Annotated in this window: 21 protein-coding genes; 13 read left to right on the top strand and 8 right to left on the bottom strand. The window is 72.3% G+C overall.

The window, feature by feature from the left end:
• Nucleotides 1-59 precede the first annotated feature (59 nt).
• The gene (gene radA, locus ACIQNU_RS14255; protein ID WP_401365690.1) at nt 60-1,469 is read right to left on the bottom strand and encodes a DNA repair protein RadA; all 1,410 of its coding nucleotides are present in this window, start codon (nt 1,467-1,469) and stop codon (nt 60-62) included.
• A gap of 243 nt (nt 1,470-1,712) precedes the next feature.
• On the opposite strand from radA, the gene ACIQNU_RS14250 reads away from it, so the two are divergent.
• Nucleotides 1,713-3,473, top strand: coding sequence for a hypothetical protein (locus ACIQNU_RS14250; protein WP_401365688.1), 1,761 nt, complete (start codon nt 1,713-1,715; stop codon nt 3,471-3,473).
• 11 nt (nt 3,474-3,484) lie between these two features.
• On the opposite strand, the gene ACIQNU_RS14245 is transcribed toward ACIQNU_RS14250, so the two are convergent.
• Entirely contained in the window at nt 3,485-4,417 is a 933-nt protein-coding gene (locus ACIQNU_RS14245; RefSeq protein WP_401365686.1) for a Ppx/GppA family phosphatase, read from the bottom strand.
• A gap of 71 nt (nt 4,418-4,488) precedes the next feature.
• On the opposite strand from ACIQNU_RS14245, the gene ACIQNU_RS14240 reads away from it, so the two are divergent.
• From ACIQNU_RS14240 to ACIQNU_RS14220, 5 genes are all read left to right on the top strand, one after another.
• Nucleotides 4,489-5,409: a hypothetical protein gene (locus ACIQNU_RS14240; RefSeq protein ID WP_401365684.1), complete on the top strand. Its 921-nt coding sequence runs from the start codon at nt 4,489-4,491 to the stop codon at nt 5,407-5,409.
• Between the two features lie 555 nt (nt 5,410-5,964).
• Nucleotides 5,965-6,789: a sugar phosphate isomerase/epimerase family protein gene (locus ACIQNU_RS14235; RefSeq protein WP_401365682.1), complete on the top strand. Its 825-nt coding sequence runs from the start codon at nt 5,965-5,967 to the stop codon at nt 6,787-6,789.
• A complete protein-coding gene (locus tag ACIQNU_RS14230; RefSeq protein WP_401365680.1) occupies nt 6,786-7,427 on the top strand; it encodes a TetR family transcriptional regulator in 642 nt (213 codons plus the stop codon). Before ACIQNU_RS14235 ends, ACIQNU_RS14230 begins: the two co-directional genes overlap by 4 nt.
• Nucleotides 7,428-8,614: 1,187 nt before the next feature.
• Nucleotides 8,615-10,465 carry a dihydroxy-acid dehydratase gene (ilvD, locus tag ACIQNU_RS14225; RefSeq protein WP_401365678.1) on the top strand — a complete coding sequence of 617 codons (1,851 nt, stop codon included), beginning with the start codon at nt 8,615-8,617 and terminating at the stop codon, nt 10,463-10,465.
• A gap of 207 nt (nt 10,466-10,672) precedes the next feature.
• A complete protein-coding gene (locus ACIQNU_RS14220; protein WP_401365676.1) occupies nt 10,673-10,960 on the top strand; it encodes an SH3 domain-containing protein in 288 nt (95 codons plus the stop codon).
• Between the two features lie 50 nt (nt 10,961-11,010).
• Here the strand turns inward: ACIQNU_RS14220 and ACIQNU_RS14215 are convergent, their stop codons facing one another.
• Nucleotides 11,011-13,251 carry a protein kinase gene (locus ACIQNU_RS14215; RefSeq protein ID WP_401365675.1) on the bottom strand — a complete coding sequence of 747 codons (2,241 nt, stop codon included), beginning with the start codon at nt 13,249-13,251 and terminating at the stop codon, nt 11,011-11,013.
• Between the two features lie 149 nt (nt 13,252-13,400).
• Here ACIQNU_RS14215 and ACIQNU_RS14210 point away from each other — a divergent pair, with 149 nt between their 5' ends.
• On the top strand, nt 13,401-13,955 hold the full coding sequence (locus ACIQNU_RS14210; RefSeq protein WP_401365673.1) for an EamA/RhaT family transporter: 555 nt from the start codon (nt 13,401-13,403) through the stop codon (nt 13,953-13,955).
• A gap of 61 nt (nt 13,956-14,016) precedes the next feature.
• Nucleotides 14,017-14,769, top strand: a complete 753-nt coding sequence (locus tag ACIQNU_RS14205) for a class I SAM-dependent methyltransferase (protein ID WP_401365672.1) — start codon at nt 14,017-14,019, stop codon at nt 14,767-14,769.
• On the opposite strand, the gene ACIQNU_RS14200 is transcribed toward ACIQNU_RS14205, so the two are convergent.
• Nucleotides 14,730-16,340: a SulP family inorganic anion transporter gene (locus ACIQNU_RS14200; protein ID WP_401365670.1), complete on the bottom strand. Its 1,611-nt coding sequence runs from the start codon at nt 16,338-16,340 to the stop codon at nt 14,730-14,732. The two genes, ACIQNU_RS14205 and ACIQNU_RS14200, sit on opposite strands and share 40 nt — an antisense overlap.
• 281 nt (nt 16,341-16,621) lie before the next feature.
• Between ACIQNU_RS14200 and ACIQNU_RS14195 the strand changes: the two genes are divergently transcribed.
• From ACIQNU_RS14195 to proC, 3 genes are all read left to right on the top strand, one after another.
• Entirely contained in the window at nt 16,622-17,488 is an 867-nt protein-coding gene (locus ACIQNU_RS14195; RefSeq protein ID WP_401365669.1) for an ABC transporter ATP-binding protein, read from the top strand.
• On the top strand, nt 17,485-18,222 hold the full coding sequence (locus ACIQNU_RS14190) for an ABC transporter permease (protein WP_401365668.1): 738 nt from the start codon (nt 17,485-17,487) through the stop codon (nt 18,220-18,222). Before ACIQNU_RS14195 ends, ACIQNU_RS14190 begins: the two co-directional genes overlap by 4 nt.
• Before the next feature lie 165 nt (nt 18,223-18,387).
• On the top strand, nt 18,388-19,224 hold the full coding sequence (gene proC, locus ACIQNU_RS14185; RefSeq protein WP_401365667.1) for a pyrroline-5-carboxylate reductase: 837 nt from the start codon (nt 18,388-18,390) through the stop codon (nt 19,222-19,224).
• Here the strand turns inward: proC and ACIQNU_RS14180 are convergent.
• On the bottom strand, nt 19,163-20,473 hold the full coding sequence (locus ACIQNU_RS14180; RefSeq protein ID WP_401365665.1) for an MFS transporter: 1,311 nt from the start codon (nt 20,471-20,473) through the stop codon (nt 19,163-19,165). The two genes, proC and ACIQNU_RS14180, sit on opposite strands and share 62 nt — an antisense overlap.
• Nucleotides 20,474-20,531: 58 nt before the next feature.
• Between ACIQNU_RS14180 and ACIQNU_RS14175 the strand changes: the two genes are divergently transcribed.
• Nucleotides 20,532-21,506, top strand: coding sequence for a transcriptional regulator (locus tag ACIQNU_RS14175; RefSeq protein WP_401365663.1), 975 nt, complete (start codon nt 20,532-20,534; stop codon nt 21,504-21,506).
• A gap of 16 nt (nt 21,507-21,522) precedes the next feature.
• Here the strand turns inward: ACIQNU_RS14175 and ACIQNU_RS14170 are convergent, their stop codons facing one another.
• A complete protein-coding gene (locus ACIQNU_RS14170; RefSeq protein ID WP_401365661.1) occupies nt 21,523-22,113 on the bottom strand; it encodes a cysteine hydrolase family protein in 591 nt (196 codons plus the stop codon).
• A 215-nt stretch (nt 22,114-22,328) separates the two neighbouring features.
• On the opposite strand from ACIQNU_RS14170, the gene ACIQNU_RS14165 reads away from it, so the two are divergent.
• On the top strand, nt 22,329-23,309 hold the full coding sequence (locus tag ACIQNU_RS14165) for a GlxA family transcriptional regulator (RefSeq protein WP_401366388.1): 981 nt from the start codon (nt 22,329-22,331) through the stop codon (nt 23,307-23,309).
• On the opposite strand, the gene trpS is transcribed toward ACIQNU_RS14165, so the two are convergent.
• Together trpS and ACIQNU_RS14155 are read right to left on the bottom strand one after the other, a co-directional pair.
• Nucleotides 23,260-24,282 (bottom strand): tryptophan--tRNA ligase, encoded by a 1,023-nt coding sequence (gene trpS / locus ACIQNU_RS14160; protein ID WP_401365659.1) that lies wholly within the window; start codon nt 24,280-24,282, stop codon nt 23,260-23,262. The genes ACIQNU_RS14165 and trpS overlap by 50 nt on opposite strands.
• A 413-nt stretch (nt 24,283-24,695) precedes the next feature.
• The coding region (locus tag ACIQNU_RS14155; RefSeq protein ID WP_401365657.1) for a hypothetical protein at nt 24,696-24,891 on the bottom strand (196 nt) is incomplete at its 5' end.

The raw sequence follows: 24,891 nt of genomic DNA, 5'->3' as shown, positions 1-24,891 counted from the left end.
CCGGTCGCGGGTTCGTGGGCGCCCGTTGTTCGCACGGACGGGCGAGACCGGGGCAAAGTCTACCGGCGGTCTCCGTCCTCCCGTGGGGCGTCTCGGCGACGGCTCCTCGGTAGGACCCGCAGCGCGTCCCCCATGTCGGCGACTTCGGTGACCTTCATACCGGCCGGGATCTTGCCCGGATCGCCCGGTACGAGGGCGTGCGTGAAGCCGAGCCGGTGCGCCTCGGACAGCCGGCGCTGGACGCCCGTGACCCGTCTGACCTCGCCCGCGAGGCCGACCTCGCCGATGGCGACGAGGTTCTTCGGCAGAGGAGTGTCGCTCGCGGCGCTGGCGAGCGCGAGCGCGATGGCGAGGTCGGCGGCGGGCTCCGAGAGACGCACCCCGCCGACCGTCGCGGAGTAGATGTCCCGCTTGCCGAGGGAGCTGATCCGGCCCCGCTGCTCCAGGACGGCCAGCATCATCGACACCCGCGAGGTCTCCAGACCGGACGTGGTGCGGCGCGGCGAGGGGATCTGCGAGTCGACGGTGAGGGCCTGGACCTCGGCGACGAGAGGGCGACGGCCCTCCAGGGTGACGGTCAGACAGGTGCCGGGCACCGGCTCGTCCCGGCGGGTGAGGAAGAGGCCCGAAGGGTCGGCGAGGCCCGTGATGCCCTCGTCGTGCAGCTCGAAACAGCCGACCTCGTCCGTCGTGCCGTACCGGTTCTTGACGCCACGGACCAGGCGCAGGCGCGCGTGCCGGTCGCCTTCGAAGGACAGCACCACGTCGACCAGGTGCTCCAGGAGGCGCGGGCCCGCGATGGCGCCGTCCTTGGTGACATGGCCCACAAGGAGCGTGGCCATGCCGCGCTCCTTCGACGCGCGGATCAGCGCGCCCGCGACCTCCCGCACCTGCGCCATGCCGCCCGGCGCGCCGTCGATCTCCGGTGAGGCGACGGTCTGTACGGAGTCCACGATCAGCAGGGACGGCTTCACGGCGTCCAAGTGCCCCAGCACGGCGGCGAGATCGGTCTCGGCGGCCAGATACAGATGGTCGTCGATGGCCTTGATGCGGTCCGCGCGCAGCCGCACCTGGCTCGCCGACTCCTCACCCGTCACATACAGGGTGCGGTGCTCGTCGCTCGCGGCCTTCGCGGCGACGTCCAGAAGGAGGGTGGACTTGCCGACGCCGGGCTCACCGGCGAGCAGGACGACCGCCCCCGGTACGAGACCGCCGCCGAGGACGCGGTCCAGCTCGGGCACGCCCGTGGAGCGGGCCGCCGCCTGCCGGCCGTCGACCTGGCCGATGGGCACGGCCGACGTGGTGACCCGGCCCGGCGCCGTCGTACGCACCGCGGGCGCGCCGTACTCCTCGACCGTCCCCCACGCCTGGCACTCGGGGCAGCGGCCGAGCCACTTGGCCGTCTGCCAGCCGCACTCGGTGCAGCGGTAGGACGGACGGTCCTTGGCGGTCTTCGTACGGGTGGCCATGGACCGAACCGTAACCGGCCCCACCGACAGTCCCGTGCTCCCCCCGTGCTCCCTGTGCCCTCCTCCGGGCGGCGGAACGCCGGAACCGGGTCTTCCGGGGCGTTCCGGCCGCGCTCCGTGAGAGGCCAGGCCATGGAATAGGGGGTTCCTGTCCCCTATCGAGGGATCTGTTCACCCGTAAGGATTAAATACGCTCAAGTCCCGGGAAGGGCCCTTCGGGGGCACCGTACGGTCGCACGGGTGATGAGCAGCAGGACGCAGACCCCCACGCACACCACCGGCGCACACCGGGCGCACCGGGACGCGCGGAAGCCGGAAGCGCCCCGTACCGTGCCCCAGCGCCCGCCCGCGCTCCACGAGCCCTATCTGGACGGCCTGTTCACGTACTGCCTGTCCGTCCTGTGCGACCACGACGCGGCGACGGCGGCCCTCGCCGACGTCCTCGCCCTCGCCGAACGGCGCGGCGGGCGCGGCCCGGAGGCCGAGTCAGACCGCCGGGCATGGCTCTACGCCCTGGCGCGCTGGGCCTGTCTGCGGAAGCTGGCCGAAGCCAAGAGGAAACGTCACGCCGGATCCACCGCACCCACCGCACCCACCGGATCGACCAGTGCCACGCGCGCGGGCCACGCCCCGGACGCTCCCGCGCCCCTCCCCGAGGAGACCGAACGGCAGCGGCGCCGCGAACTCGCCCTGCTCGCCTGGCCGGAGGCCGCCGGCACCACACCAGAGCAGCGCGAAGCCCTCGAACTGGCCGTCCGCCACCGGCTCTCCGCACCCGAGGTCGCCGCCGTCACCGGCCTCGACCTCTCCGGCGCCCGCGAACTCCTCGCGTCGGCCGCCTGTGAGGTCGAACGCACCCGCGCCGCCCTCGCCGTCGTCGAGACCGGCACCTGCCCGAGCGTCGCCCGGCTCACCGGCGACGACCAACTGCTCCTCGGCACCGCACTGCGCGGCGAACTCGTCCGGCACGTGGACGACTGCCCGCGCTGCCGCCGTACCGCCGAACGCGCGTCGCCCGGCACCTGGCCGGGCACCGCCGTCAGCCCCGGCGCGCTGCCCGTGATCGTGGCCCCGCGCGCGGCGCTGCACGCAGCGCTGGCCCGCGCTCCACGCGCGCGGGGCGGCGGCCCCCGGTTCGACCGGCGCGGCTTCCCCATGGACCCCAAGGACCGGGCCGCGCGCCGCGACCGGCTGCGCGCGCGGGCCGTCACCACGACGGTCGTCGCGACCGTGGTCGCCGCCCCCGTCCTCGCCCTGTGGGCCGCCTACCGGGGCGCCCCGGTGACCGGCGAGGGCACCGACGGGCGGTCCGTGACGGCGAGCGAGTCGGAGGAGCCCGGCGGGCCCGGCGGGGAGCGGCGGGGCGACGCGTACGAGAACGCGGGGAACGCGGAGACGACGCCCGACCCGCACTTCACCACAGGCGACGGTTCGCCGGACGTGTCGGTCGAGGTGATCAGCCCCGGAGCGTCGCCCTCCCGGGCCGGGACCGGCCCCGGGCGGCTCACCGTGGACGCGCGGCCCGGCGGGGGCACCACCCTCGTCACGCTGACGGCGTCCGGGGGTTCACCGGTGAACTGGTCCGCCCGAGTGAACGCCTCCTGGCTCCGCCTCAGCCACTCCTCGGGAACCCTGGCACCCGGCGAGTCGTTCACGCTTCAGGTGTACGTCGACCACCGCGCCGCACCCCGGGGCCACTGGAGCGCGCGGATCGCGATCGACCCTTCCGGCGCGGTGATCCTCGTCGAGGGGCACGGCCGCCGACCGCACCGCCCGCCGCACACCCAGCACCCCGACCCGACCCCGACCGACCCCGGCACTCCCTCAACCCCCGACCCGACCCCGACCGATCCGGGCACCCCGACCGACCCCGGCCCGAGCCCGAGCGACCCGGGCACACCCTCACCGTCGGAGCCGACGCCCTCCGACCCGGGTGGCCCGTCCGACCCGTCCGACCCGGGCGGGTCGGCGCCGCCGTCCGACGGGGGGACGGAGGGACGGTAGACCGTCGTGGATCACAGTCCCGGGAGGGCGTCCAGACGGCGGAGGATGACGCCCTCCCGCAGCGCCCACGGGCAGATTTCCACCGACTCCAGACCGAAGAGATCGAGGGCGCCCTCGGCGACCAGGGCGCCGGCGAGGAGCTGGTTCGCGCGGCCGTCGGAGACGCCGGGCAGTTCGGCCCGTTCGTCCACCGTCATGGCGGCGAGCCGTGGCACCCAGTGCTCAAGGGACTCCCGCTTCAGCTCCCGCTGGACGTAGAGCCCGTCCGCCGTCCGCGCGGCCCCCGCCAGCCGCGCCAACTGCTTGAACGTCTTCGACGTGGCCACCGCGTGGTCCGCCTTCCCGAACCGCGCGAACTCGCCCACCGTCCGCGCGATCTGTGCCCGCACATGCCGCCGCAGCGCCCGTACGTCCGCCGCGTCGGGCGGATCCCCAGGCAGCCATCCGGCCGTGAGCCGCCCGGCGCCCAGCGGCAGCGACACCGCCGCGTCCGGCTCCTCGTCCATCCCGTACCCGATCTCCAGCGACCCCCCGCCGATGTCCAGCACCAGGAGCTTCCCGGCCGACCAGCCGAACCAGCGGCGGGCGGCGAGAAACGTGAGCCGGGCCTCCTCCTCGCCGGTGAGGACCTGAAGCTCGACCCCGGTCTCGGCGGCGATCCGGGCCAGTACCTCGTCCGCGTTGCTGGCCTCCCGCACGGCCGACGTCGCGAACGGCAGCAGATCCTCGACGCCCTTGTCCTCCGCGGACTGGAGCGCGTCGTGCAGGGTCGAGATCAGTTGCGCGACACCCTCCGGGCCGATGGCACCTCGCGCGTCCAGAAGTTGGGCGAGCCGCAGCTCCTCCTTGTGCGAGTGCGCGGGCAGCGGCCGGGCACCCGGGTGGGCGTCCACCACGAGCAGATGCACTGTGTTCGAACCCACGTCGAGGACACCGAGTCTCATGTACGGAACGCTACTGCGCGTGCGGCACCGTGACGTCCGCGGGAGCCCTCCCGCGCGCATACCCTGGACACGTGCCCAAGACGAAAAAGGCGAAGGACAGCAATCCCGGTGGTTCCGGTCATTCCGGTAAGAGCCGGGGGTCGGGTAAGGCGGGTAAGGCGTTGAAGGATGCGGTGGCGGTGCCCGGGGTGACGAAGGGGCGGAAGAAGGGGGCCGGGGCGCCCGACGAACAGGGGCTGGACTTCGCGCGCGCCTGGGTCGAGTTCCCGGACCCGTCGGACGACGAGCAGATCTTCCGCTGCGATCTGACGTGGCTGACCTCGCGCTGGAACTGCATCTTCGGCAGCGGCTGCCAGGGCATCGAGGCGGGCCGCGCCGACGACGGCTGCTGCACGCTCGGCGCCCACTTCTCCGACGAGGACGACGAGAAGCGGGTCGCGGGCCATGTGGCACGGCTCACGCCGGACATCTGGCAGCACCACGACGTGGGTACGGAGTCGGGCTGGACCCAGGAGGCCGACGAGGAAGACGGCGGCGACGGCGACCGGCAGACCCGTCGCTGGAACGGTTCCTGCATCTTCCAGAACCGCCCCGGTTTCGCGGGCGGCGCGGGCTGCTCGCTGCACATCCTCGCCCTCAAGGAGGGCCGCGAACCGCTGGAGACCAAGCCGGACGTGTGCTGGCAGCTGCCGGTACGCCGGACGTACGAGTGGATCGACCGGCCCGACGACACGCGGGTGCTCCAGGTGTCGATCGGTGAGTACGACCGCAGGGGCTGGGGCCCCGGCGGCCACGATCTGCACTGGTGGTGCACGTCCGCGACGTCGGCGCACGGCGCGGGCGACCCGGTCTACGTCTCCTACCGCGCGGAGCTGACCGAACTGATGGGCAAGGCGGGCTACGACCACTTGGCAACCCTCTGCGAACAACGCCTCGCCGCCCACCTCCCCCTCCTGGCCCCCCACCCGGCGGACCCCCCACCAAAGCCCTGACCTTGCCGTCACCCTGGCGGGAAAGAGGAACGGCCACTCGCCCGGAACCCCCGCGACCGCCCCGCCCTGGTCGGCAGGCCGTCGACCCGCCGGGGTCGTTTCTCCCCGCCGCCACGGCCCCCAGCCCCCGTGCCGGGTGTCCGGGCGGAATTCCCGACCGCCCGTCTGGTCGACAAGCGGTGGACCCGCCAGGGTCACCTTCTCCCGCCGCCACGGGCCCCAGCCCCCACGCCGGGTGTCCGGCGGAATTCCCGACCGCCCGTCTGGTCGACAGGCGGTGGACCCGCCAGGGTCACCTTCTCCCGCCGCCACGGGCCCCAGCCCCCGTGCCGGGTGTCCGGCGGAATCCCCGACCGCCCGTCTGGTCGACAGGCGGTAGACCCGCCAGGGTCACCCCCTCCCGCCGCCCGGCGACGCCAAGCCCCACCCCCGCCAGGGAATGGCAAGGTCGCCCCCGCCCGAGACAAGGAGGGGTCCGGGGATCCTCCCCGGTCGGCGCCGCGGGCACCCGCCGTCCCCGGTCCAGCCAGCGCCGCGCCCCGTACGCTGTCCCTCGTGGCAGAACCAGTCGTGCGGATCCCGGATGCGAAGGTCGCGTTGTCCACGGCCTCGGTGTATCCGGAGTCGACGGCGACCGCCTTCGAGATCGCCGCGCGGCTCGGATACGACGGTGTCGAGATCATGGTCTGGACGGACCCCGTCAGCCAGGACATCGAGGCCCTGCGCCGCCTCTCGGACTACCACCGCGTCCCCGTACTCGCCGTACACGCCCCCTGCCTCCTCATCACCCAGCGCGTCTGGTCCACCGACCCCTGGGTCAAGCTCCAGCGCGCGAGGGCCGCCGCCGAGAAGCTCGGCGCCTCCACCGTCGTCGTCCACCCCCCCTTCCGCTGGCAGCGCCAGTACGCCCGTGACTTCGTCCGCGGTATCTGGCGGATGGCCGGCGAGACGGACGTACGGTTCGCCGTCGAGAACATGTACCCCTGGCGCTACCGCGACCGCGAAATGCTCGCGTACGCGCCCGACTGGGACCCGACCACCGAGGACTACCGGCACTACACGATCGACCTCAGCCACACCGCGACCGCCCGCAACGACGCGCTCGCCATGGTCGATCGCATGGGCGACCGCCTCGGCCATGTCCACCTCGCCGACGGCACGGGGTCGGGCAAGGACGAACACCTCGTACCTGGCCGCGGCAACCAGCCCTGCGGCGAGGTCCTGGAGCGCCTGGCGACCACCGGCTTCGCCGGCCATGTCGTCGTCGAGGTCAATACGCGCCGCGCGATGTCCAGCGCCGAACGCGAGGCCGACCTCGCCGAGGCCCTTGCCTTCACCCGGCTCCACCTGGCGTCGGCCGTCAAGGCCCACCGCTCATGACCGGCACCGCCGACGGCAAAGGCCCCGCCCCGCGCCGCCGGGGCCGTCCCACCCGCGAGGAGACGGCGGACGGCCCGGACACCCGCGAACGCATCCTGCGCACCGCCCGCGAGGAGTTCGCGCAGCGCGGTTACGACAAGACCTCGGTACGGGGCATCGCCAAGGCGGCCGGGGTGGATCCGGCGCTGGTGCACCACTACTTCGGTACCAAGGACGAGATCTTCGCGGCGGCCATCGAGGTGTCGTTCGAGCCGGCGCTGCTGCTCACCACCATCCTCGGGCGCGGCAGCGAGGGCATCGGCGAACGGCTGGCCCGTAACTTCCTGGCCATCTGGGAGAACCCGGCCACCCGGGCCCCGCTGCTCGCCGTCATCCGTTCGGCGCTGACGCACGAGGCGGCGGCGAAGATCCTGCGCCAGTTCGTCCTACGCCAGATCCTGGAACGCGTCGCCCGGGATCTGGACGTCCCCGACCCGAAGTTCCGCGCCGAACTCGCCGCGTCCCACATGATCGGCATCGCCATCCTGCGCTACGTGGTCCGGGTGGAACCCCTGGCGGGTGCCGACCCGGAACAGATCGTCAAGCTGGTCGCCCCCACCCTCCAGCGCTACCTGACAGATCCGGACCCCCACGCCTGACCGGCAAGGTCGCTTCCACTTCCCGCAGCGGCACCCGGCCCGACTCCCGCGAGGCGACCCTGCCGGGTCCGTGCCTGTCGTCGCCCGCCCGTGGCCAGGGCGAGAGCCCCAGGTCGCGGAAGGGGACTGCCGGGCCGGACCGCCGGAAGCGATCACCAGCCCCGGCGGCGCACGGACGGCGGGTAGGTGCCGGGGCGGGAGCGGCCTGGTCGGGAGCGCGGAGGGCTCCGGCGGCACACGGCTCCGACGCTGCGCCCCGCCAACGCCACCCCGCCCCGACCTCGCCTCGCTCCCGACCCGCCAGGCTCAGTCATTCCCCGTCGGCAGCCCCGCCCGGCGGCACCCACCCGCCTCGTTCCCGGTCCGAGAGGGTCCGCCAATCGCCATCGACAGCCCCGCCCCGGCGCCCCGCCTGGTGGCATCCACCTGCCTCGTCCCGGTCTGCCTGGGTGAGTCATTAGTCGTCGGCGGCCCTGTTCCGCCCTGCCGCCCCGCCCCGGCACCCACCTGCCGCGTCCCGGTCAGCCAGGCTCAGTCATTCCCCGTCAGCAGCCCCGCCCGGCGGCACCCACCCGCCTCATTCCCGGTCCGAGAGGGTTCGTCAATCGCCATCGACAGCCCCGCCCCGCCATGGCGTCCTGCCCCGTGGTATCCACCTGCGTTGTCCCGGTCTGCCTGGGTGAGTCATTAGTCGTCGGCAGCCCCGCCCCACCCCGGCGCCCCACCCCGACGGCATCCACCCGCCCCGCCCTCGACCCGCCAGGGTCAACCCTCCGCCCCCGCCGCCACCCTCACCGCACACCCGGCCACCCACCAAACCACCCCTCCCCTCGCCCCCCACCCCGGAACCCCACTGTCGAACCCCAGCCCTCGCCCCCCACCAGCCCCGATCACCCCAGCCCCAATCACCCCCGCCCCCGATCACCCTTCCCCCGATCCCCCACCCCCGAAATCCCCACCCACCCCCGGAGGGCCCCGCCCCCATGAGACAGTCATCCCAAATGTCGGACCCCTCCCCAACCCCGCCCCCCACGGGCGTACCCTCGGCACAAGCTATTCCGCCTCATCGACTTCCACCCCACCCCACCCCACTCCACCTCACCCCACCCCACCCCACCCCACCCCACCCCACAGAAGCCCCCGCTCACCCGCGCGGCTGAGCGTCGGCCCCGAAGGAGCGAGCGACGATGCCCGAGCTGAGGTCTCGCACAGTCACCCACGGCCGCAACATGGCGGGCGCCCGCGCCCTGATGCGGGCCTCCGGGGTAGCCAGTGAGGACATCGGTAAGCCGATCGTCGCGGTCGCCAACTCCTTCACCGAGTTCGTGCCCGGCCACACCCACCTCCAGCCGGTCGGCCGTATCGTCAGCGAAGCGATCAAGGCCGCCGGCGCCGTCCCGCGCGAGTTCAACACCATCGCCGTGGACGACGGCATCGCGATGGGCCACGGCGGCATGCTCTACTCGCTCCCGTCCCGCGACCTGATCGCGGACTCGGTCGAGTACATGGTCGAGGCGCACTGCGCGGACGCCCTCATCTGCATCTCGAACTGCGACAAGATCACCCCCGGCATGCTGATGGCGGCGCTCCGCCTCAACATCCCCACGATCTTCGTCTCCGGCGGCCCCATGGAGGCCGGCCAGACCACGCTGGTCGACGGCACGGTCCGCAAACTCGACCTGATCAACGCCATCAGCGACGCCGTCAACGAGAACGTGTCGGACGAGGACATCCTCCGTATCGAGGAGAACGCCTGCCCGACCTGCGGCTCCTGTTCCGGCATGTTCACCGCCAACTCGATGAACTGCCTCACCGAGGCGATCGGCCTCTCCCTCCCCGGCAACGGCTCCGTCCTCGCCACCCACACCGCCCGCAAGGCGCTGTACGAGCGGGCCGGCGCCACCGTGGTCGAGCTGACCAAGCGCTACTACGAGCAGGACGACGACTCCGTGCTGCCGCGCAACATCGCGACGCACGCCGCGTTCGAGAACGCCATGGCCCTCGACATCGCCATGGGCGGCTCCACGAACACGATCCTGCACCTGCTGGCCGCCGCCCAGGAGGCCGAGGTCGGCTACGACCTCACCGACATCGACGCCGTCTCGCGCCGCGTCCCCTGCCTGGCCAAGGTCGCGCCGAACGTCGCGCCGACGACCACGTACTACATGGAGGACGTGCACCGCGCGGGCGGCATCCCGGCGATCCTCGGCGAGCTGTACCGCGGCGGTCTGCTCAACGAGGACGTGCACACCGTCCACGCGCCGTCCATCAAGCAGTGGCTGGACGCCTGGGACATCCGCAGCGGCGCCACCTCCGACGACGCGTGGGAGCTGTGGCACGCGGCGCCCGGCTGCGTCCGCTCCGCCGAGGCGTTCTCGCAGTCCGAGCGCTGGGACACCCTCGACACGGACGCGGCGAACGGCTGCATCCGCGATGTCGCCCACGCGTACTCGAAGGACGGCGGTCTGGCCGTCCTGAAGGGCAATCTCGCCGTCGACGGCTGTGTCGTGAAGACGGCCGGCGTCGACGAGTCGATCTGGACCTTCGAGGGCCCGGCCGTGGTCTGCGAGTCCCAGGAGGAGGCCGTCGACAAGATCCTCCGCAAGGAGATCACGCACGGCGACGTCGTCGTCATCCGCTACGAGGGCCCCAAGGGCGGCCCGGGTATGCAGGAAATGCTGTACCCGACGTCGTTCCTCAAGGGCCGCGGCCTCGGCAAGTCCTGCGCGCTGATCACCGACGGCCGCTTCTCCGGCGGTACGTCGGGCCTGTCCATCGGGCACGCCTCACCGGAGGCCGCGTCCGGCGGCACGATCGCGCTCGTCGAGGACGGCGACCGCATCCGCATCGACATCCCGAACCGCACGATCGACCTCCTCGTGGACGACGCGACCCTCGCCGAGCGGCGCACGGCGCTGGCCGGGGCGTACCGGCCGAAGAACCGCGAGCGCAAGGTCTCGGCCGCGCTGCGCGCCTACGCGGCCATGGCGACGAGCGCCGACAAGGGCGCCGTGCGCGATGTGAGCCAGCTCGGCTGACCCCCGCCGACCCCGGAGAAGCCCCGGAGAAGCCCCGGAAAAGCCCCGGAAATACAGGCTTTCTACGCCCCTCATCGTGCAACTGTTCGCCGATGGGGGGCGTCTGTATGGAGTAAGTAAAGACAACGGGCGGCGCTCCGGCCCCCGTACGCTCACCCGTACCACTGGCCGGAAACCGCCCATCGCGCTCCACGGGGGGAGACAACCATGAGCGAGAACCTCACGGCACCAGAGCCCACCACCACCCTGGCCGCCGCGGCGACCTACCCGGTCGTCGCCGACGTCAACGTCCGTTCCGGCCCCGGCACCCAGTACGCCAAGGTCGGCAGCCTCGCCTCCGGCGCCCGCGTCAGCATCGGCTGCCAGACCTCGGGCCAGACCATCACCGGTCCCCTGGGGACCTCCGCCATCTGGGACCGCATCGGCACCGGCCGCTATGTGTCCGACACCTATGTCCGTACGGGCAACGACGGGTACGTGGCGCCGCGCTGCTGACCGGTCCCTGACACCCGTACACGTCCTACCGCTACCGGGCCGCCGGGACCTCAGCCGGTCTTCGGCGGCTCGGCCGCGTCGAAGGAGAACACCGTGTTCTGGCCCGCCGCGACGACCAGCGCACGGCCCGCGACCACCACCCGCGCGCTCGCGTTCACCTCACCGCTGACACTGTCCGCGCGCGGATCGGTGCCCCACAGCAGGGCGCCGTCGCGCACGCCGAGCGCGGCGACCCGCCCGCTCGCGGAGCTGAAGTACACGGCCCCGTGCGCCGCGACCGGCCCGGACGCGGACTCGGCGGCGGTCTGCGTCGACCACCGCTCCTTCCCGTTCGCCGGGTCGACCGCGCTGACCCGCCCGGTGACCCCGGCGAAGTAGAGCGTGCCGCCCGCGAACCCCGCCGTCGTACCCGAGTACCGCTTGACCGGCACCGAGGTGACGCCGCCGGTCGCGGGGTCGACCCTGACGATCTTCGACCAGCCGTCGAACCCCGGGCCGACCCGGTGCTCCTGGAGCAGGACGAGCCGCCCGGCGACGGTGCCCATGGGCTGGGCGCGCTGCCCGACCGCCATCGCGGCACCGAGCGCCCCGGTCTTCACGTCGAGCGTGTGCACGGTCGCGTTGTCGACCTCACCCGCATCGACCTCGGCCCGCGGCGAGCACATCGCGAACGGCGTGCCGCCCGCCACGAACGGCACGCACTCCGTACCGGCGCGGAACGGGCTCGTCCACGACACCGTGCCGTCGCGCGCGGAACGCGCCTCGATCCGGGACCGCTCAGGGTCCACGGAGAGCACGGTGGTGCCGGCCACGACGGCGAGGTCGGACTGCCCGGTGAGGGTCGTCGCACTGCCGCCGACCCGGGCGTTCCACCGCTCCCGGCCCTTGTCCGCCGAGAGGGCCACGATCTCGAACCGGTCGGAGTTGTCGGCGGGCATCCGGTAGCCGATGACCGTGTCGTCGGTGGCGCCCACGAGGCGTACGCCCTGCATCGGCACCCCGGGGCTGGTGCGGCGCCACATCTCCTTGCCGTCGGACGCCCGCAGCCGTGTGGCCAGGACACCCCCGCCCCCGCAGTACACGGCGGTGTCGTGCGCGACACAGCGCAGTTCGTCGGGGATGTCCGGCTGCCCGCCGCGCACGGTCCGCAGCCACGGCCGGAACCCGTCCGGCAGCGCGGCCCCGGTGGGCGACGCCATCCGGCTGTCCGACGTGCTCCGGTCCGCCACCGGCTCCTGCGCGTCCGCGCCCCCACCGGACTTCAGCAGCGCGACCCCGCCCGCGATGGCGGCCACGGTCACGACGACGGCCATGACGCTACGGCGGCGGGTACGGGCGCTCGGCCGGGACGGACGGGACCGGCGCGCGGAACCTTCCGGGGGTGTGGACGACGTGGGCGTAGGAGTCGGGTCCGTGGCGTCCGTCAGCGCCTGCGTGTCCTCGTCGACCTTCGCCGTACCCGACTCCTCGGCGGTCGGCCCGAGGTCCTCCGGCAGGGCCCGCAGCCGTCCGAGGAGTTCGTCGGCGGACGGCCGTCCGTCCGGCTCCTTGGCCAGGCAGGGTTCCACGATCGCGCGCAGCATCTCCGGCACGGCCCGCAGCTCCGGCGCCTCGTGCACGACCTGGTACGCCGTCATGTACGGGCTGTCCGCGTCGAACGGCCCCTGCCCGGTGGACGCGTAGACGAGCAGCGTGGCCAGCGAGAACACGTCGGACCTGGGCCCGACCTCACGCGGCGACTGCAACTGCTCCGGCGACATGAACGGCGGCGTCCCTATGACGCGGCCCGTCATGGTGAGCGTCTGGTTCCCCGCCGCGCGCGAGATGCCGAAGTCGATGACGCGCGGGCCGTCCGGCGAGAGCACGACGTTCGACGGCTTCAGGTCGCGGTGCACCACGCCCGCGCGGTGGATCTCGCGCAACGCCTCGGCGAGCCCGATCGCGAGGGTCCGCAGCTCAGCGCCGGTCAGCGCGCCGTTCTGGGCGATCCGCTGGGCGAGCGTCGGCCCGGTGATGTACGCGGTGGCCATCCACGGGTGGTCGCTCTCCGGGTCGGCGTCGACCACGGCCGCCGTGAACACACCGCTCACCCGGCGGGCCGCCGACACCTCCTGCCGGAAGCGGATGCGGAACTCCTCGTCGTCCGCGAACTGCCGGTGGATCAGTTTGATCGCGACGGGCCGTCCCGACGCCGTACGCGCCAGATAGACCGTGCCCATGCCACCCGCGCCGAGCCGTTTCTCCAGCGGGTAGCCGCCGATGGATTCCGGGTCCCCTCCGCGCAGTTCCACCGCCGCCCACCTCCCCTGTCGCCCTTGTCCCGTGCCGTGTCGCGTGCCGTCGGCTCTGAACAAACTAGCGGTTCGGGTGCGGGGATCCGGCATCGCCGGTGCGGTAGCGGCAGCTCCGTATGTGCGGGACCGGAGGTGATAATCGACCCGTGAGCGAACATTCCGGAACCCGCGAACGCCCCACCGACGCCCCGGCCACGACCGAAGCCGTCCCCGCCGCCACTCCCGATGCCTCAGCCACGACGGCGGGCCCCCGCCCCGAACCCCTCCGCTTCTTCGGCACGACCTGGCTGCGGCACGACGGCGGCTACGCGGCCCGCCGCGCGGCAGCCGCCACCGCGGCGCTGCTCGCCGCCGTCGCCGGCGCCCTGGTACTCCGCTTCGCCTTCCAGGGCCTGACGATCGCGGCCGTCGGCTCCTTCGTGAGCGTCCTCACGGTCGTCATGTTCGCGATCTGCGGCGCCCTCGCCTTCCGCCGCACCTGGCAGGGGTACGTGAAGCGGCCCGAGCCGGACGAGCCGGACGCGCTGCGCGGCCTGCTGGCCATCGGCTTCGTCGGCAGCCTCCTCGCGTACTTCGTGCGCTGCCTCGTCGAGGCCCCGGGCGAGGGCCTGCGCCGCGCCGAGTACGAGGAGGCCATGGCGCGGTACGAGCGCCGCGCGGGCCGCCGCACCGGGAACCCGGCCAAGAAGAGCCGCGGGTGACCTGAGTCCCCCTCGGTTCCGGGGCTGACGTCCGGCGCCGCCGCCCGCGAGGATGTCCGCTATGGACGCCACCTCCCGCGCTCACTCGTTCAACGCCGCCGCGGCCCAGTACGCCGCCAACCGCCCCTCGTACCCGCCCGCCCTCTTCGACGCCGTGGAAGAACTCGCAGGCCACCCGTTCAAGGGCGCCCGCGTGATCGACGTCGGCGCGGGCACCGGCATCGCGACCGCCGAGCTGTACGCGCGCGGGGCCCAGGTCGTCGCCGTGGAGCCGGGCGACGGAATGGCGGCCCAGTTCCGCCGCGCCCTGCCCGGCGTACCGATCGTGCGCGGCGACGGCAACGCCCTGCCGATCGCGGACGCCTCGGCAGACTTCCTCACCTACGCCCAGTCCTGGCACTGGACTGATCCGGAACGCTCCGTCCCGGAGGCCGTCCGCGTACTGCGGCCCGGCGGCGCGCTCGCCCTGTGGTGGAACGTGCCGGACCGGACCGTGCCGTGGGTCGCCGCTCAGGAGGCCCGTGTCGAGCGCAGATTCGGCGCGGGCACCGGCGCCCACGGCACCGCCGAGCGCACCCACGGGCTCTCCGGCGCCGTCGACTTCGTACGGCACCGGGTGTCCTGGAGCCGCCGCGTCCCGCTCGACACGCATCTGGCGAACCTCGGCAGCCACTCGCTCTTCCTGGTCCTCGGCGAGGAGGGCGCTGCGGAGTTCCTCGCCGAGGAGCGGACGGAGCTGACGCGGATCTTCCCGCACGGGGTGGTGGACGAGTACTACACGGTCGACCTCTTGCTCGCGCACCGCCCGTCCTGACCGCCGTCGGCCTCTCCGCCGGTCGTCCCTGCACCGGTCCCCGCGCCGGCCTCTCCGCCGGTCTCCGTCACGGGGGCCCTCACGGGGGCCCGCCCCAGCTCCCACCCCTCCAGCGCCGCCGCACACGCGTGGTCGACGTGCCGCAGCCCACCGACGTCGAGCCGTACGGCACGGTCGGCGGGCAGCGCCTCCAGGGCGTCGAGCAGTTTGGGCAGCCGCAGGAAGGTGGCGTTGCCGGTGACCCGTACGACCAGCCCTTCGGCGCCCCGGTCCACCGTCTCGACGTGCACATGGCTGATGTCCCACGCCGTCTTGGCCACGGCGAGGGCGAGCCCGATCAGGACGCCCTCGAACAGGTTCCCGACGACGATCGCCCCGGCCGTCACCGCGAGGATCACCGCCTCACCGCGATGCGTCCGCCACAGCGGCCCCAGCTCCCGCACCGGGACGAGCTTGCAGCCCGCGTGCACGAGCAGCCCGGCCAGCGCGGCCACCGGGATGAAACCGAGCAGCCCGGGGAGCAGCGCGGTGAACAGGAGCAGCCACACCCCGTGCAGAATCCGGGACGCCTTGGTGCGGGCGCCCGCGCGGACGTTGGCCGCGCTGCGCACGATCACGGCGGTCATCGGCAGCGCGCCGAGCAGCCCGCAGACGGTGTTGCCCGCGCCCTGGGCGACGAGTTCCCGGTCGTAGTCGGTGCGCGGTCCGTCGTGCAGCCGGTCGACGGCCGCCGCGCTGAACAGCGATTCGGCGGACGCGATCAGCGCGAAGGCGAGGACCGTGCCGATGACGCCCACTTCCGTGAGCCGCCCGACATCCGACGGCGGCCGTACGGCGTCGAGCAGCGCCCCCACCTCGATCCGGCGCACCGGAAGATCGAGCAGCGCGGTCGCGGCGGACGCGAGCCCGACGGCGACCAGCGGCGCGGGCAGCAGCCGCGCACCGCGCCGCCAACGGGGCCAGAGGACCAGTACGGCGAGGGTGCCGCAGCCGACGCCGAGGGCGACGGGCTGCGCGAGGCCCGCGAACCCGGGCAGCCCGGCGAGTTTCGCGAGGCCGGTCGCGGGCGCCGGCGCGTCGGCCATCGCGTAGATCTGGCCCGCGACCAGGACCAGGCCGATACCGGCCAGCATGCCGTGGACGACGGCGACCGACACGGCCCGGAACCAGCGGCCGAGCCGGGCCGCGCCGAGGGCAAGTTGCACCAGCCCGGCGCCGAGGACGAGCAGCCCGAGCGTGCCGACGCCGTACGCGCGTACCGCCTCGTACACGAGCACCGTCAGCCCGGCGGCGGGCCCGCTGACCTGGAGGCTGCTGCCGGGCAGCGCCCCGGCGACGAGCCCTCCGACGATCCCGGTGATCAGCCCCAGTTCGGCGGGGACCCCGGAGGCCACGGCGACGCCGACGCAGAGCGGCAGGGCGACGAGGAAGACGACGAGCGAGGCGGCGAAGTCGGCGCGGGCGCCGGACGGTATGCGGGTCGGCGATATTCGGGCGAGCGGGCCACGGGTGAACGGGCCACGGCTGAAAGGGCTCTGGGCGGACGGGCCACGGCTGAACGGGACGCGCATGAGGTGCACCTCCGGGTGAGGGGGTGCGTGGGTGCCGGTCGGCGGGGGACGTCACGGCACTGAAATCCATTGTCAGCAAGGGGAGTTGCCACGAACGGGAGCGGGGTGTTGCGGATGTGTGACGGCGGGAGTGAGGAGGCGGCGGGGGCGCGAACCCCGCGCGGGGCTCACCCAGAAACGGCCTGACGCGCCCCTCGCCCCGGTCACCGACTCCCGCGGTGTGCCGTCACGTCCCGTGCCTTCGGTTGACGCGCGACACCCTCCGGTGGATTATTCATCGCATGATGAATTACGCGGCTCACCCACAAGGACCGCCTCCGGACACGGCCCCACCCGCCAAGCCCGGCGCATGCGTCACCGCCGCCGACCTCACCGTGATCAGAGGCACCCGTACCGTCCTGCACGGCATCGACTTCACGGTCCCCCGGGGCCAGATCACGGGACTCCTCGGCCCGTCCGGATGCGGAAAGTCGACCCTGATGCGCGCGATCGTCGGCACCCAGGCCAAGGTCACCGGCACCTTGGACGTCCTGGGTCACCCGGCGGGCGCCAAACCCCTACGCTCCCGCGTCGGCTACGTGACCCAGGCCCCCTCGGTCTACGACGACCTGACGGTGCGCCAGAACCTGGAGTACTTCGCCGCGATCCTCGACCCGGGCCGCCCGGCGGCCGAACGCCGCAGGCAACACGTCACCCGCGCCATCGACGACGTCGACCTCACCTCGCACACCGACGCCCTCGCCGGCAACCTCTCCGGCGGCCAGCGCAGCCGCGTCTCCCTCGCCGTCGCCCTCCTCGGCACCCCCGAACTGCTCGTCCTGGACGAGCCGACCGTCGGCCTGGACCCCGTACTCCGCCGCGACCTCTGGAACCTCTTCCACGCACTCGCCACCGACCGCCAGGTCACCATCCTGGTGTCCTCGCACGTCATGGACGAGGCCGAACGCTGCCACCGGCTGCTCCTCATGCGCGAGGGCGAGATCCTCGCCGACGACACGCCCGACGCCCTGCGGCACCGGATGGACACCGAGACCGTCGAGGACGCGTTCCTGCGCCTCGTGGACGAGGCCGCCGCCATGACATCCGCCGCGACGGTCGGCGGCCCCCCTGCCCAGGGCGACGCGCCCGCCAAGGAGCCGGTCCGATGAACCTCTCCCGCACCCTCGCCACCGCGGCCCGCGTCCTGCGCCAGCTCCGCCACGACCCGCGGTCGATCGCCCTGATGATCCTCGTACCGTGCGTGATGCTCTTCCTGCTCCGCTACGTCTTCGACGGCAGCGCCCGCACCTTCAACTCCATCGGCGCCTCGCTGCTCGGCATCTTCCCGCTGATCACGATGTTCCTGGTCACCTCCATCGCGACCCTCCGCGAACGCACATCCGGCACCCTCGAACGCCTGCTCGCCCTCCCGATCGGCAAGGCCGACGTCATCGCCGGCTACGCCCTCGCCTTCGGCGCCCTCGCCGTCGTCCAGTCGGTCCTCGCCACCGCGCTCGCCGTATGGGGCCTCGGCCTCGACGTCACCGGCTCCACCTGGCTGCTCCTCCTGGTGGCCCTGCTCGACGCACTGCTCGGCACCGCCCTCGGCCTGTTCGTCTCGGCGTTCGCGGCATCCGAGTTCCAGGCGGTCCAGTTCATGCCCGCGGTGATCTTCCCTCAACTGCTCCTGTGCGGCCTCTTCACCGCCCGCCCGAACATGCAACCCATCCTGGAGGCGATCTCCAACGTCCTGCCCATGTCCTACGCCGTCGACGGCATGAACCAGGTCCTCCACCACTCCGACATCACCGGCGACTTCGTCCGCGACACCGTGATCGTGGCGGGCTGCGCCCTCCTGGTCCTGACCCTGGGCGCGGCGACACTACGACGGCGCACGGCGTGAGAGGGGTACGGGGGTGAGGTGTACGGGGCTGGGAGGTGTACGGGGGTCCTGGCCGACCGGGGACTCCGGGGACCCCGGGGGAGTTCTGCGAGGATGGGAACGAGGTCGGACCCCGGACCACCCGGACCACGCACCCCCGAAGCCCGAAGGGCACCCCTCATGAGCATGAGCCATAAAGTAGACAAAGTCGACAAAGTTGACAAAGTCGCAGTCCTCGGCACCGGAAAGATCGGCGAGGCCCTGCTCAGCGGCATGATCAGGGGCGGCTGGGCCCCCGCCGACCTGCTGGTCACGGCCCGCCGCCCGGAACGCGCCGAAGAGCTGCGCATCCGGCACGGCGTCACGCCCGTGACCAACCCGGAGGCCGCGAAGACCGCCGACACCCTGATCCTCACGGTCAAGCCGCAGGACATGGGCTCACTCCTGGACGAACTCGCCCCGCACATCCCCACGGACCGCCTGGTCATCAGCGGCGCGGCCGGCATCCCCACGACGTTCGTCGAGGAACGCCTGCCCGACGGCACCCCCGTCGTCCGCACCATGACGAACACACCCGCCCTCGTCGACGAGGCCATGTCCGTCATCTCGGCGGGCACCCACGCCACCGGCCGGCACCTCGAACGCGCCGAGAAGATCTTCGGCGCCGTCGGCAAGACCCTCCGCGTCCCGGAGACCCAACAGGACGCGGCGACCGCCCTCTCGGGCTCGGGCCCCGCCTACTTCTACTACCTGGTCGAGGCCATGACCGACGCCGGCATCCTCCTCGGACTGCCCCGCGACAAGGCCCACGAACTCATCGTCCAGGCCGCGATCGGCGCCGCCGTGATGCTCCGCGACAGCGGCGAACACCCCGTCAAACTCCGCGAGAACGTCACTTCCCCGGCCGGCACGACGATCAACGCCATCCGCGAGCTGGAGAACCACGGCGTACGCGCCGCCCTCATCGCCGCCCTCGAAGCGGCCCGCGACCGCAGCCGCGAACTGGCCTCCGGCACCAACTGAACACCGGGACCGCCCGCGCTCGGGACCCGGCGCCGGAACAGGAGCCCGAAGAGGAGCCCGAACAGGAGCCGGGACCCGGATCGGAGCGCGGGGGCTTCGGGTCCCGGAGCCCCCGCGACAACCCCAACGTCACCACCACCGACACGCCCGCCATCACCGCCATCGCCGTCGCCGGCGACGTCACCTGGGCCACCGCGCCCGCCAGCGCCGCCCCCACCCCCTGCATCGTGAGCATGCCCGCCGAATGCAGCCCCAGCGCATGACCGCTCAACTCCTCCGGGGTCAGCGCCATCAACCGGTCCTGGAGCAACAGCGTCGCCGCGAACCCCACCGACGCCAGCGCCACCACCCCCATCGCCACCGGCAACCCGGGTTCCAGCACGAACACCAGATACGGCGTCGCCAGCAACAACCGCAACGGCGCATCCACCCGCCGCCACCCCCGCGGTACGAACCGTCCCGCCACCGTGTCCCCGACCAGCATCCCCGCCGCCGCACACGCGAACAGCACCCCCGCACGCTCCGGCGCATACGGCACGAACAGCGCCTCACACCCCACGATCAACCCGTTCGGTACCCACAGCGCCAGATACACGTACCGCCTCGGCCGCGACGACAACAACGCCACACTGCCCCGCCAACTCTCCCGCAGCGACACCCGCCCCGTCGCCCGCGCCGCCCGCGCACTCAACCCCCACCGCGCCACCCCCGCCGACCCCAGATACAGCACCGCCCCCACCACCAGCGCACCGCGCGCCGACAACGCCCCCACCAGCACACCCCCGACCGCGTACCCGCACACCTGCATCAGCCCGACCGACATGTTCATCACCGACCGCCCGAGCAGAAACCCGTCCCGCGCGAGCACCTCGTTCAACAGCCCGTACGTCACCCCGCCCCGCACCGACGCCGCCACCCCCAACGCCAGCACGATCGCGAACATCCCCCACACCGGCATCCCCGGCACCGCCTGCACCCCCGTCCCCACCCCGAACACCAACCCCAGCCCCGACAACGCCGCCCGCGGCGCCAACCGGTCCGCCGCCGACAACAACAACGTCGCCCCCACCACCTGCGCCAACGACGGCCCGAACATGCTCAGCGCCGCCAGCAACGGCGACCCCGTCGCCCCATACACCAGCGTCCCCAACGCCAGCCCACTCACCGTCGACGCCGCGACCTTCAACGTGCTCGTCAGAAACAAAGGCCCGAACTCCGCCGCCCCGAACAACTCCCGATACGTCCGCATGCCGGGAGTCTCAGCCGCCCACCCCAGGAGCGTTAATGTTTCGCGGGGAGGCGAAACCATGGGCTGGTGGCAGATCACCGCGGACACCCTCGCGAGCAGCCGCTTCGTCGTCTCCCCCCTCGCCGAGGCCACCGCCGCCCTCATCGCCCTCGAACGCGGCGAACCCTCCCACCCCGGCGACCACCCCTGGTTCACCACCCACCGCCCCGCCTACCGCGACCGCCTCGCCGCCGACCCCGTCACCGCCCTCCTCATCCGCTCCGCCCTCGGCCACGCCTGGCTCGCCGACTTCCTCACCCCCACCCCCACCGGCGACGGCGCCCCCACCTTCCACGACGAACTCGCCGCCATCCGCGCCACACCCCCCGAGGCCGCCCACGCCCACCTCACCCTCTCCCTCGCCGGCCCCCTCCCAGCCCGCCTCCACCGCCCCGACCTGCCGGAACGCACCGCCGACCTCCTCGACTGGGTCTGGACCGAAACCGTCCTCCCCGACTGGCCACGCCGCCGCCGCATCCTCGAAGCCGACGTCGTCGCCCGCATCCAACACCTCGCCCAGGGCGGCTGGGCCGCCGCCATCGACGACATGCGCCCCGGCATGCGCTGGCTCGGCCAAAGCCGCCTCCAGGTCAACGCCCACGAGTACCCGCCCCGCGACCTCACCGGCTCCCACCTCTTCTTCGTCCCCGTCACCCCCCGCCACGGCTGGGTCTCCTGGGACTCCGGCCACCGCCACGCCGTCGTCTACCCCTGCGCGGGCGCCCTCGCCGACCCCCTCACCCCCACCCACGCACCCGAGAGCCTGCGCCGCCTCATCGGCCCCGCCCGCGCCACCGTCCTCGCCCTCCTCGACACCCCCAAGAGCACCACCCAACTCACCGCCCTCACCGGCCAGGGCCTCGGCTCGGTCGGCCGCCACCTCAAGGTCCTGCACGACGCCCACCTCATCGCCCGCCGCCGCACAGGCCGCTCGGTCCTCTACTACCGCACCCCGACCGGCGAAACCCTGATCCGCCCCCAACCCCCGCCCTGACCCCGACGGGCCGCGCCTACCCCCCGAGCGCCCCCGCGACCACCTCCTCCGTCATCACCACCTTCGCGAACCCCCCACCGTGCAGCGACACCGCCGTCGCCCGCGCCAACTCCTCCGCCCCCAACCGCCAGCCGAACGGCCCCTCCAGATCGAACGTGTACGTCGCATCCCACGCGAACACCACGTCGTACCCCAGATTCCCGCCCATCCGCGCCGTCGTCTCCGCGCACTGATTGGTCTGGATCCCCGCCACCACGATCTGCGAGATCCCCGCCTCCCTGAGCCAGGCATCCAGATCCGGCGTCCCGTAGAAGGCCGAGTTCACACTCTTCGTCACGAACAGCTCCGCCGCTCCCCCCTTCCCACGCCGCTCCTCGACGTACTCCTTGAGTCCATTGCCCTCCTGCCCCGGCCGCAACGGCGACCCGGGCGAGACCGAGTCGTGCCGTACGAACACGACCGGCCGTCCCGTCGCCTGCCAGGCACCGATCAGCGAGGCGATGTTGCCATCGGCCCCCGGATTGTTCCGAGGCCCCCAGAAGCCCGGCTCCTCGAAGCCCTTCTGCACGTCCACCACGATCAGCGCCGCATTCCCTGTGATCTCCATACGCACGATCCTGCCGCCCCGCAGCACCGCACCCCAGAGCCACAAAAGTCAGCGATCGATGGTTTACTGCCACCGTGCCCACTCCGACGACACCCACCGCCGAGCCGCGTACCGCCGCCCCCGGTACCACCGGGACCCACGCCGACGGCACCCCCACGCGCGCCCCCGACGCAGACCCGGCAGACGCCGCAGCGGACACCGCCGCCCCGCAACGCATCGCCCTCCTCACCTTCCCCGGCATCCGCGCCTTCGACGTCTCCGTCATCACAGAGGTCTGGGGCACGGACCGCACCGACCGTGACGTCCCCGCATTCGACCTGCGGCGCGTCGCCGCCGACCCCGCGCCCGTCCCCATGCGCGGCTCCCTCACCCTCACCCCCGATCGCACCCTCAACTGGCTGCCCCGCGCCGACCTGATCGTCGTCCCCGGCCTCGACGACCACCTGACGCCCGCACCGGAACCCGTACTCGCCGCACTCCGCCGCGCTCACGCACGCGGCACCACCATCGCGGCCCTCTGCGGCGGCGCGTTCACGCTCGCCCAGGCCGGCCTACTCGACGGCCGCCGCGCCATCACGCACTGGAACCTCGTCGACCTCTTCCGCGCCCATCACCCCCTCGTCACCGTCGAACCCGACGCCCTGTTCATCGAGGACGCCAACATCTGGACCGCTGCGGGCACCGCCGCCGGAATCGACCTGTGCCTGCATCTGGTCCGGCTGAGCCACGGAGCCGAAGCAGCCGCTGCCATCGCCCGATCGATGGTCACCGCCCCCTTCCGCACCGGAACCCAGGCTCAGTTCATCGAGCACCCCACTCCCCGCGCCGACCGCGACGCCGACGCCCTCGCATCCGTCCGGACATACGCCCTCCGTCACCTCCACGAACCGCTCACCGTCACCGACCTCGCCCACCAGGCCGGCATGTCACCACGCTCCTTCGCCCGCCACTTCACCTCCGCGACCGGCACCACCCCTCTCCGCTGGCTCCTCGACCAGCGCATCGCCGCTGCCCAGAAACTCCTCGAACGCACCGACCTCCCCATGCCCGACATCGCCCACCGCACGGGCTTCGGCAGCGAGGTCACCATGCGTCAGCACTTCGCATCGCGCCTCGCCACCAGCCCCCGCTCCTACCGCGCCTCCTTCAGGCAGGCGGGAGAAGACCGATCGTTCGGTAGGCAGCGTCGACCGTAGGTCTGGCCATCGCCCTCGCCTTCTCGGCTCCCCGCCGCAACACCCCTTCCACATACGCGGGATCAGCCATCAGTTCCTTATGCCTCTGCTGCACGGGCCTCAGCAGCTCCACCACGGCGTCGGCGGTGTCCTTCTTCAAAGCCCCGTACGTAGTGTGTACACCGCTCAGCGCCTCGGGGTTCCCACTCTGCGCACCCGAGTTCTGAACCGCCTCGCAGGCGGCAAGGATCTCCAGCAGATTCGAGATCCCGGGCTTGTTCTCCGGGTCGTACACGACCTCCTGCCCGCTGTCCGTCACGGCCCGCATGATCTTTTTCCGCACCACGTCCGGCTCGTCCAGCAGATAGACGATCCCGGCGGCGCTCTCGTGGGACTTGCCCATCTTCGACATCGGCTGCTGAAGATCCATCACCCGCGCGGCCACCTTCGGACGCGTCGCCCGCGGCACCACGAACGTATGTCCGTACCGTTGGTTGAACCGCACCGCCAGATCCCGCACCAGCTCGACATGCTGCGTCTGGTCGTCGCCCACCGGAACCTCGTCCGCCGCATACGCCAGGATGTCCGCCGCCATCAGCACGGGATACGTCAGCAGCGACAGCCGCACACTCCCGCCCCGCTCCCGCTCCCGCGCAGACTTCTCCTTGTACTGGATCATCCGCCGCATCTCACCGTCGTTCGCGACGCACTCCAGCAGATACGAGAGCCGGGCGTGCTCGTCCACATGGCTCTGCACGAACACGGTGCACTGCTCGGGGTCGAGGCCGGCCGCGAGCAGCAGCGTCGCCGCCTGCCGACTGAGCCGCAGTACCCGCCCGGGATCGTGATCCACGGTCAGGGCATGCAGATCGACCACACAGAACAGAGCGTCGGAGCGGTACTGATCGACCTGGGCCCACCGCCGAACGGCCCCCAGATAGTTCCCCAGCGTCAGATGCCCCGTCGGCTTGACCCCACTGAAGACCCGTGTCATCTCTCCACCTCCTGGTCGGGCCACCGCTACCCGCCGGCCGGGCTCCAGGACTCCAGGAGGAGAACGAAAAACGGCCGCCGGGGCGGCGGCCGTTGAGCGCATACGTGAACTCGGCCGCCTGTCAGGCGGCCCACCACTGCTGGGTGTACGCATGCGTAGTCACGCCCTCAAGACTACGCATCCGGGCCCGACCCGGCACCGAGTTGACACACTTCCCTCGCCTACGTAATGTTCTCCGGGCTGTCCGACGTGAGCGCCGACTTCCGGTCGGTCCCCGGACAGTCATTCCGCACCAACCAACTAGCGATCGACGATCCGTCGTCGATACGTTTTCTTGCGTCTTTGCGTAATGAGGAATCCGCGTTCGAAGAACGCAGCCCGATTAGCTCGGGAGCCGAGATTCCGCTAAAGTCTCACTCGTCGGAACGGCCCAACAGCCGCGAAGACGGACCCCGCTGACTGGGGATCAGGTTCTGAAAGAGTCTGATAGAGTCGGAAACACCGAAGGGAAGCTCGGAGGAAAGCCGCAGAGAGTGTTCTGGGGTGAGTACAAAGGAAGCGTCCGTTCCTTGAGAACTCAACAGCGTGCTAAAAGTCAACGCCAGATAT

This window comes from Streptomyces sp. NPDC091292 (genome assembly GCF_044757265.1).
Classification (GTDB): domain Bacteria; phylum Actinomycetota; class Actinomycetes; order Streptomycetales; family Streptomycetaceae; genus Streptomyces.
The sequence above is the reverse complement of the archived record's forward strand: the minus strand, read 5'-3'. Positions and strand labels throughout refer to the sequence as shown.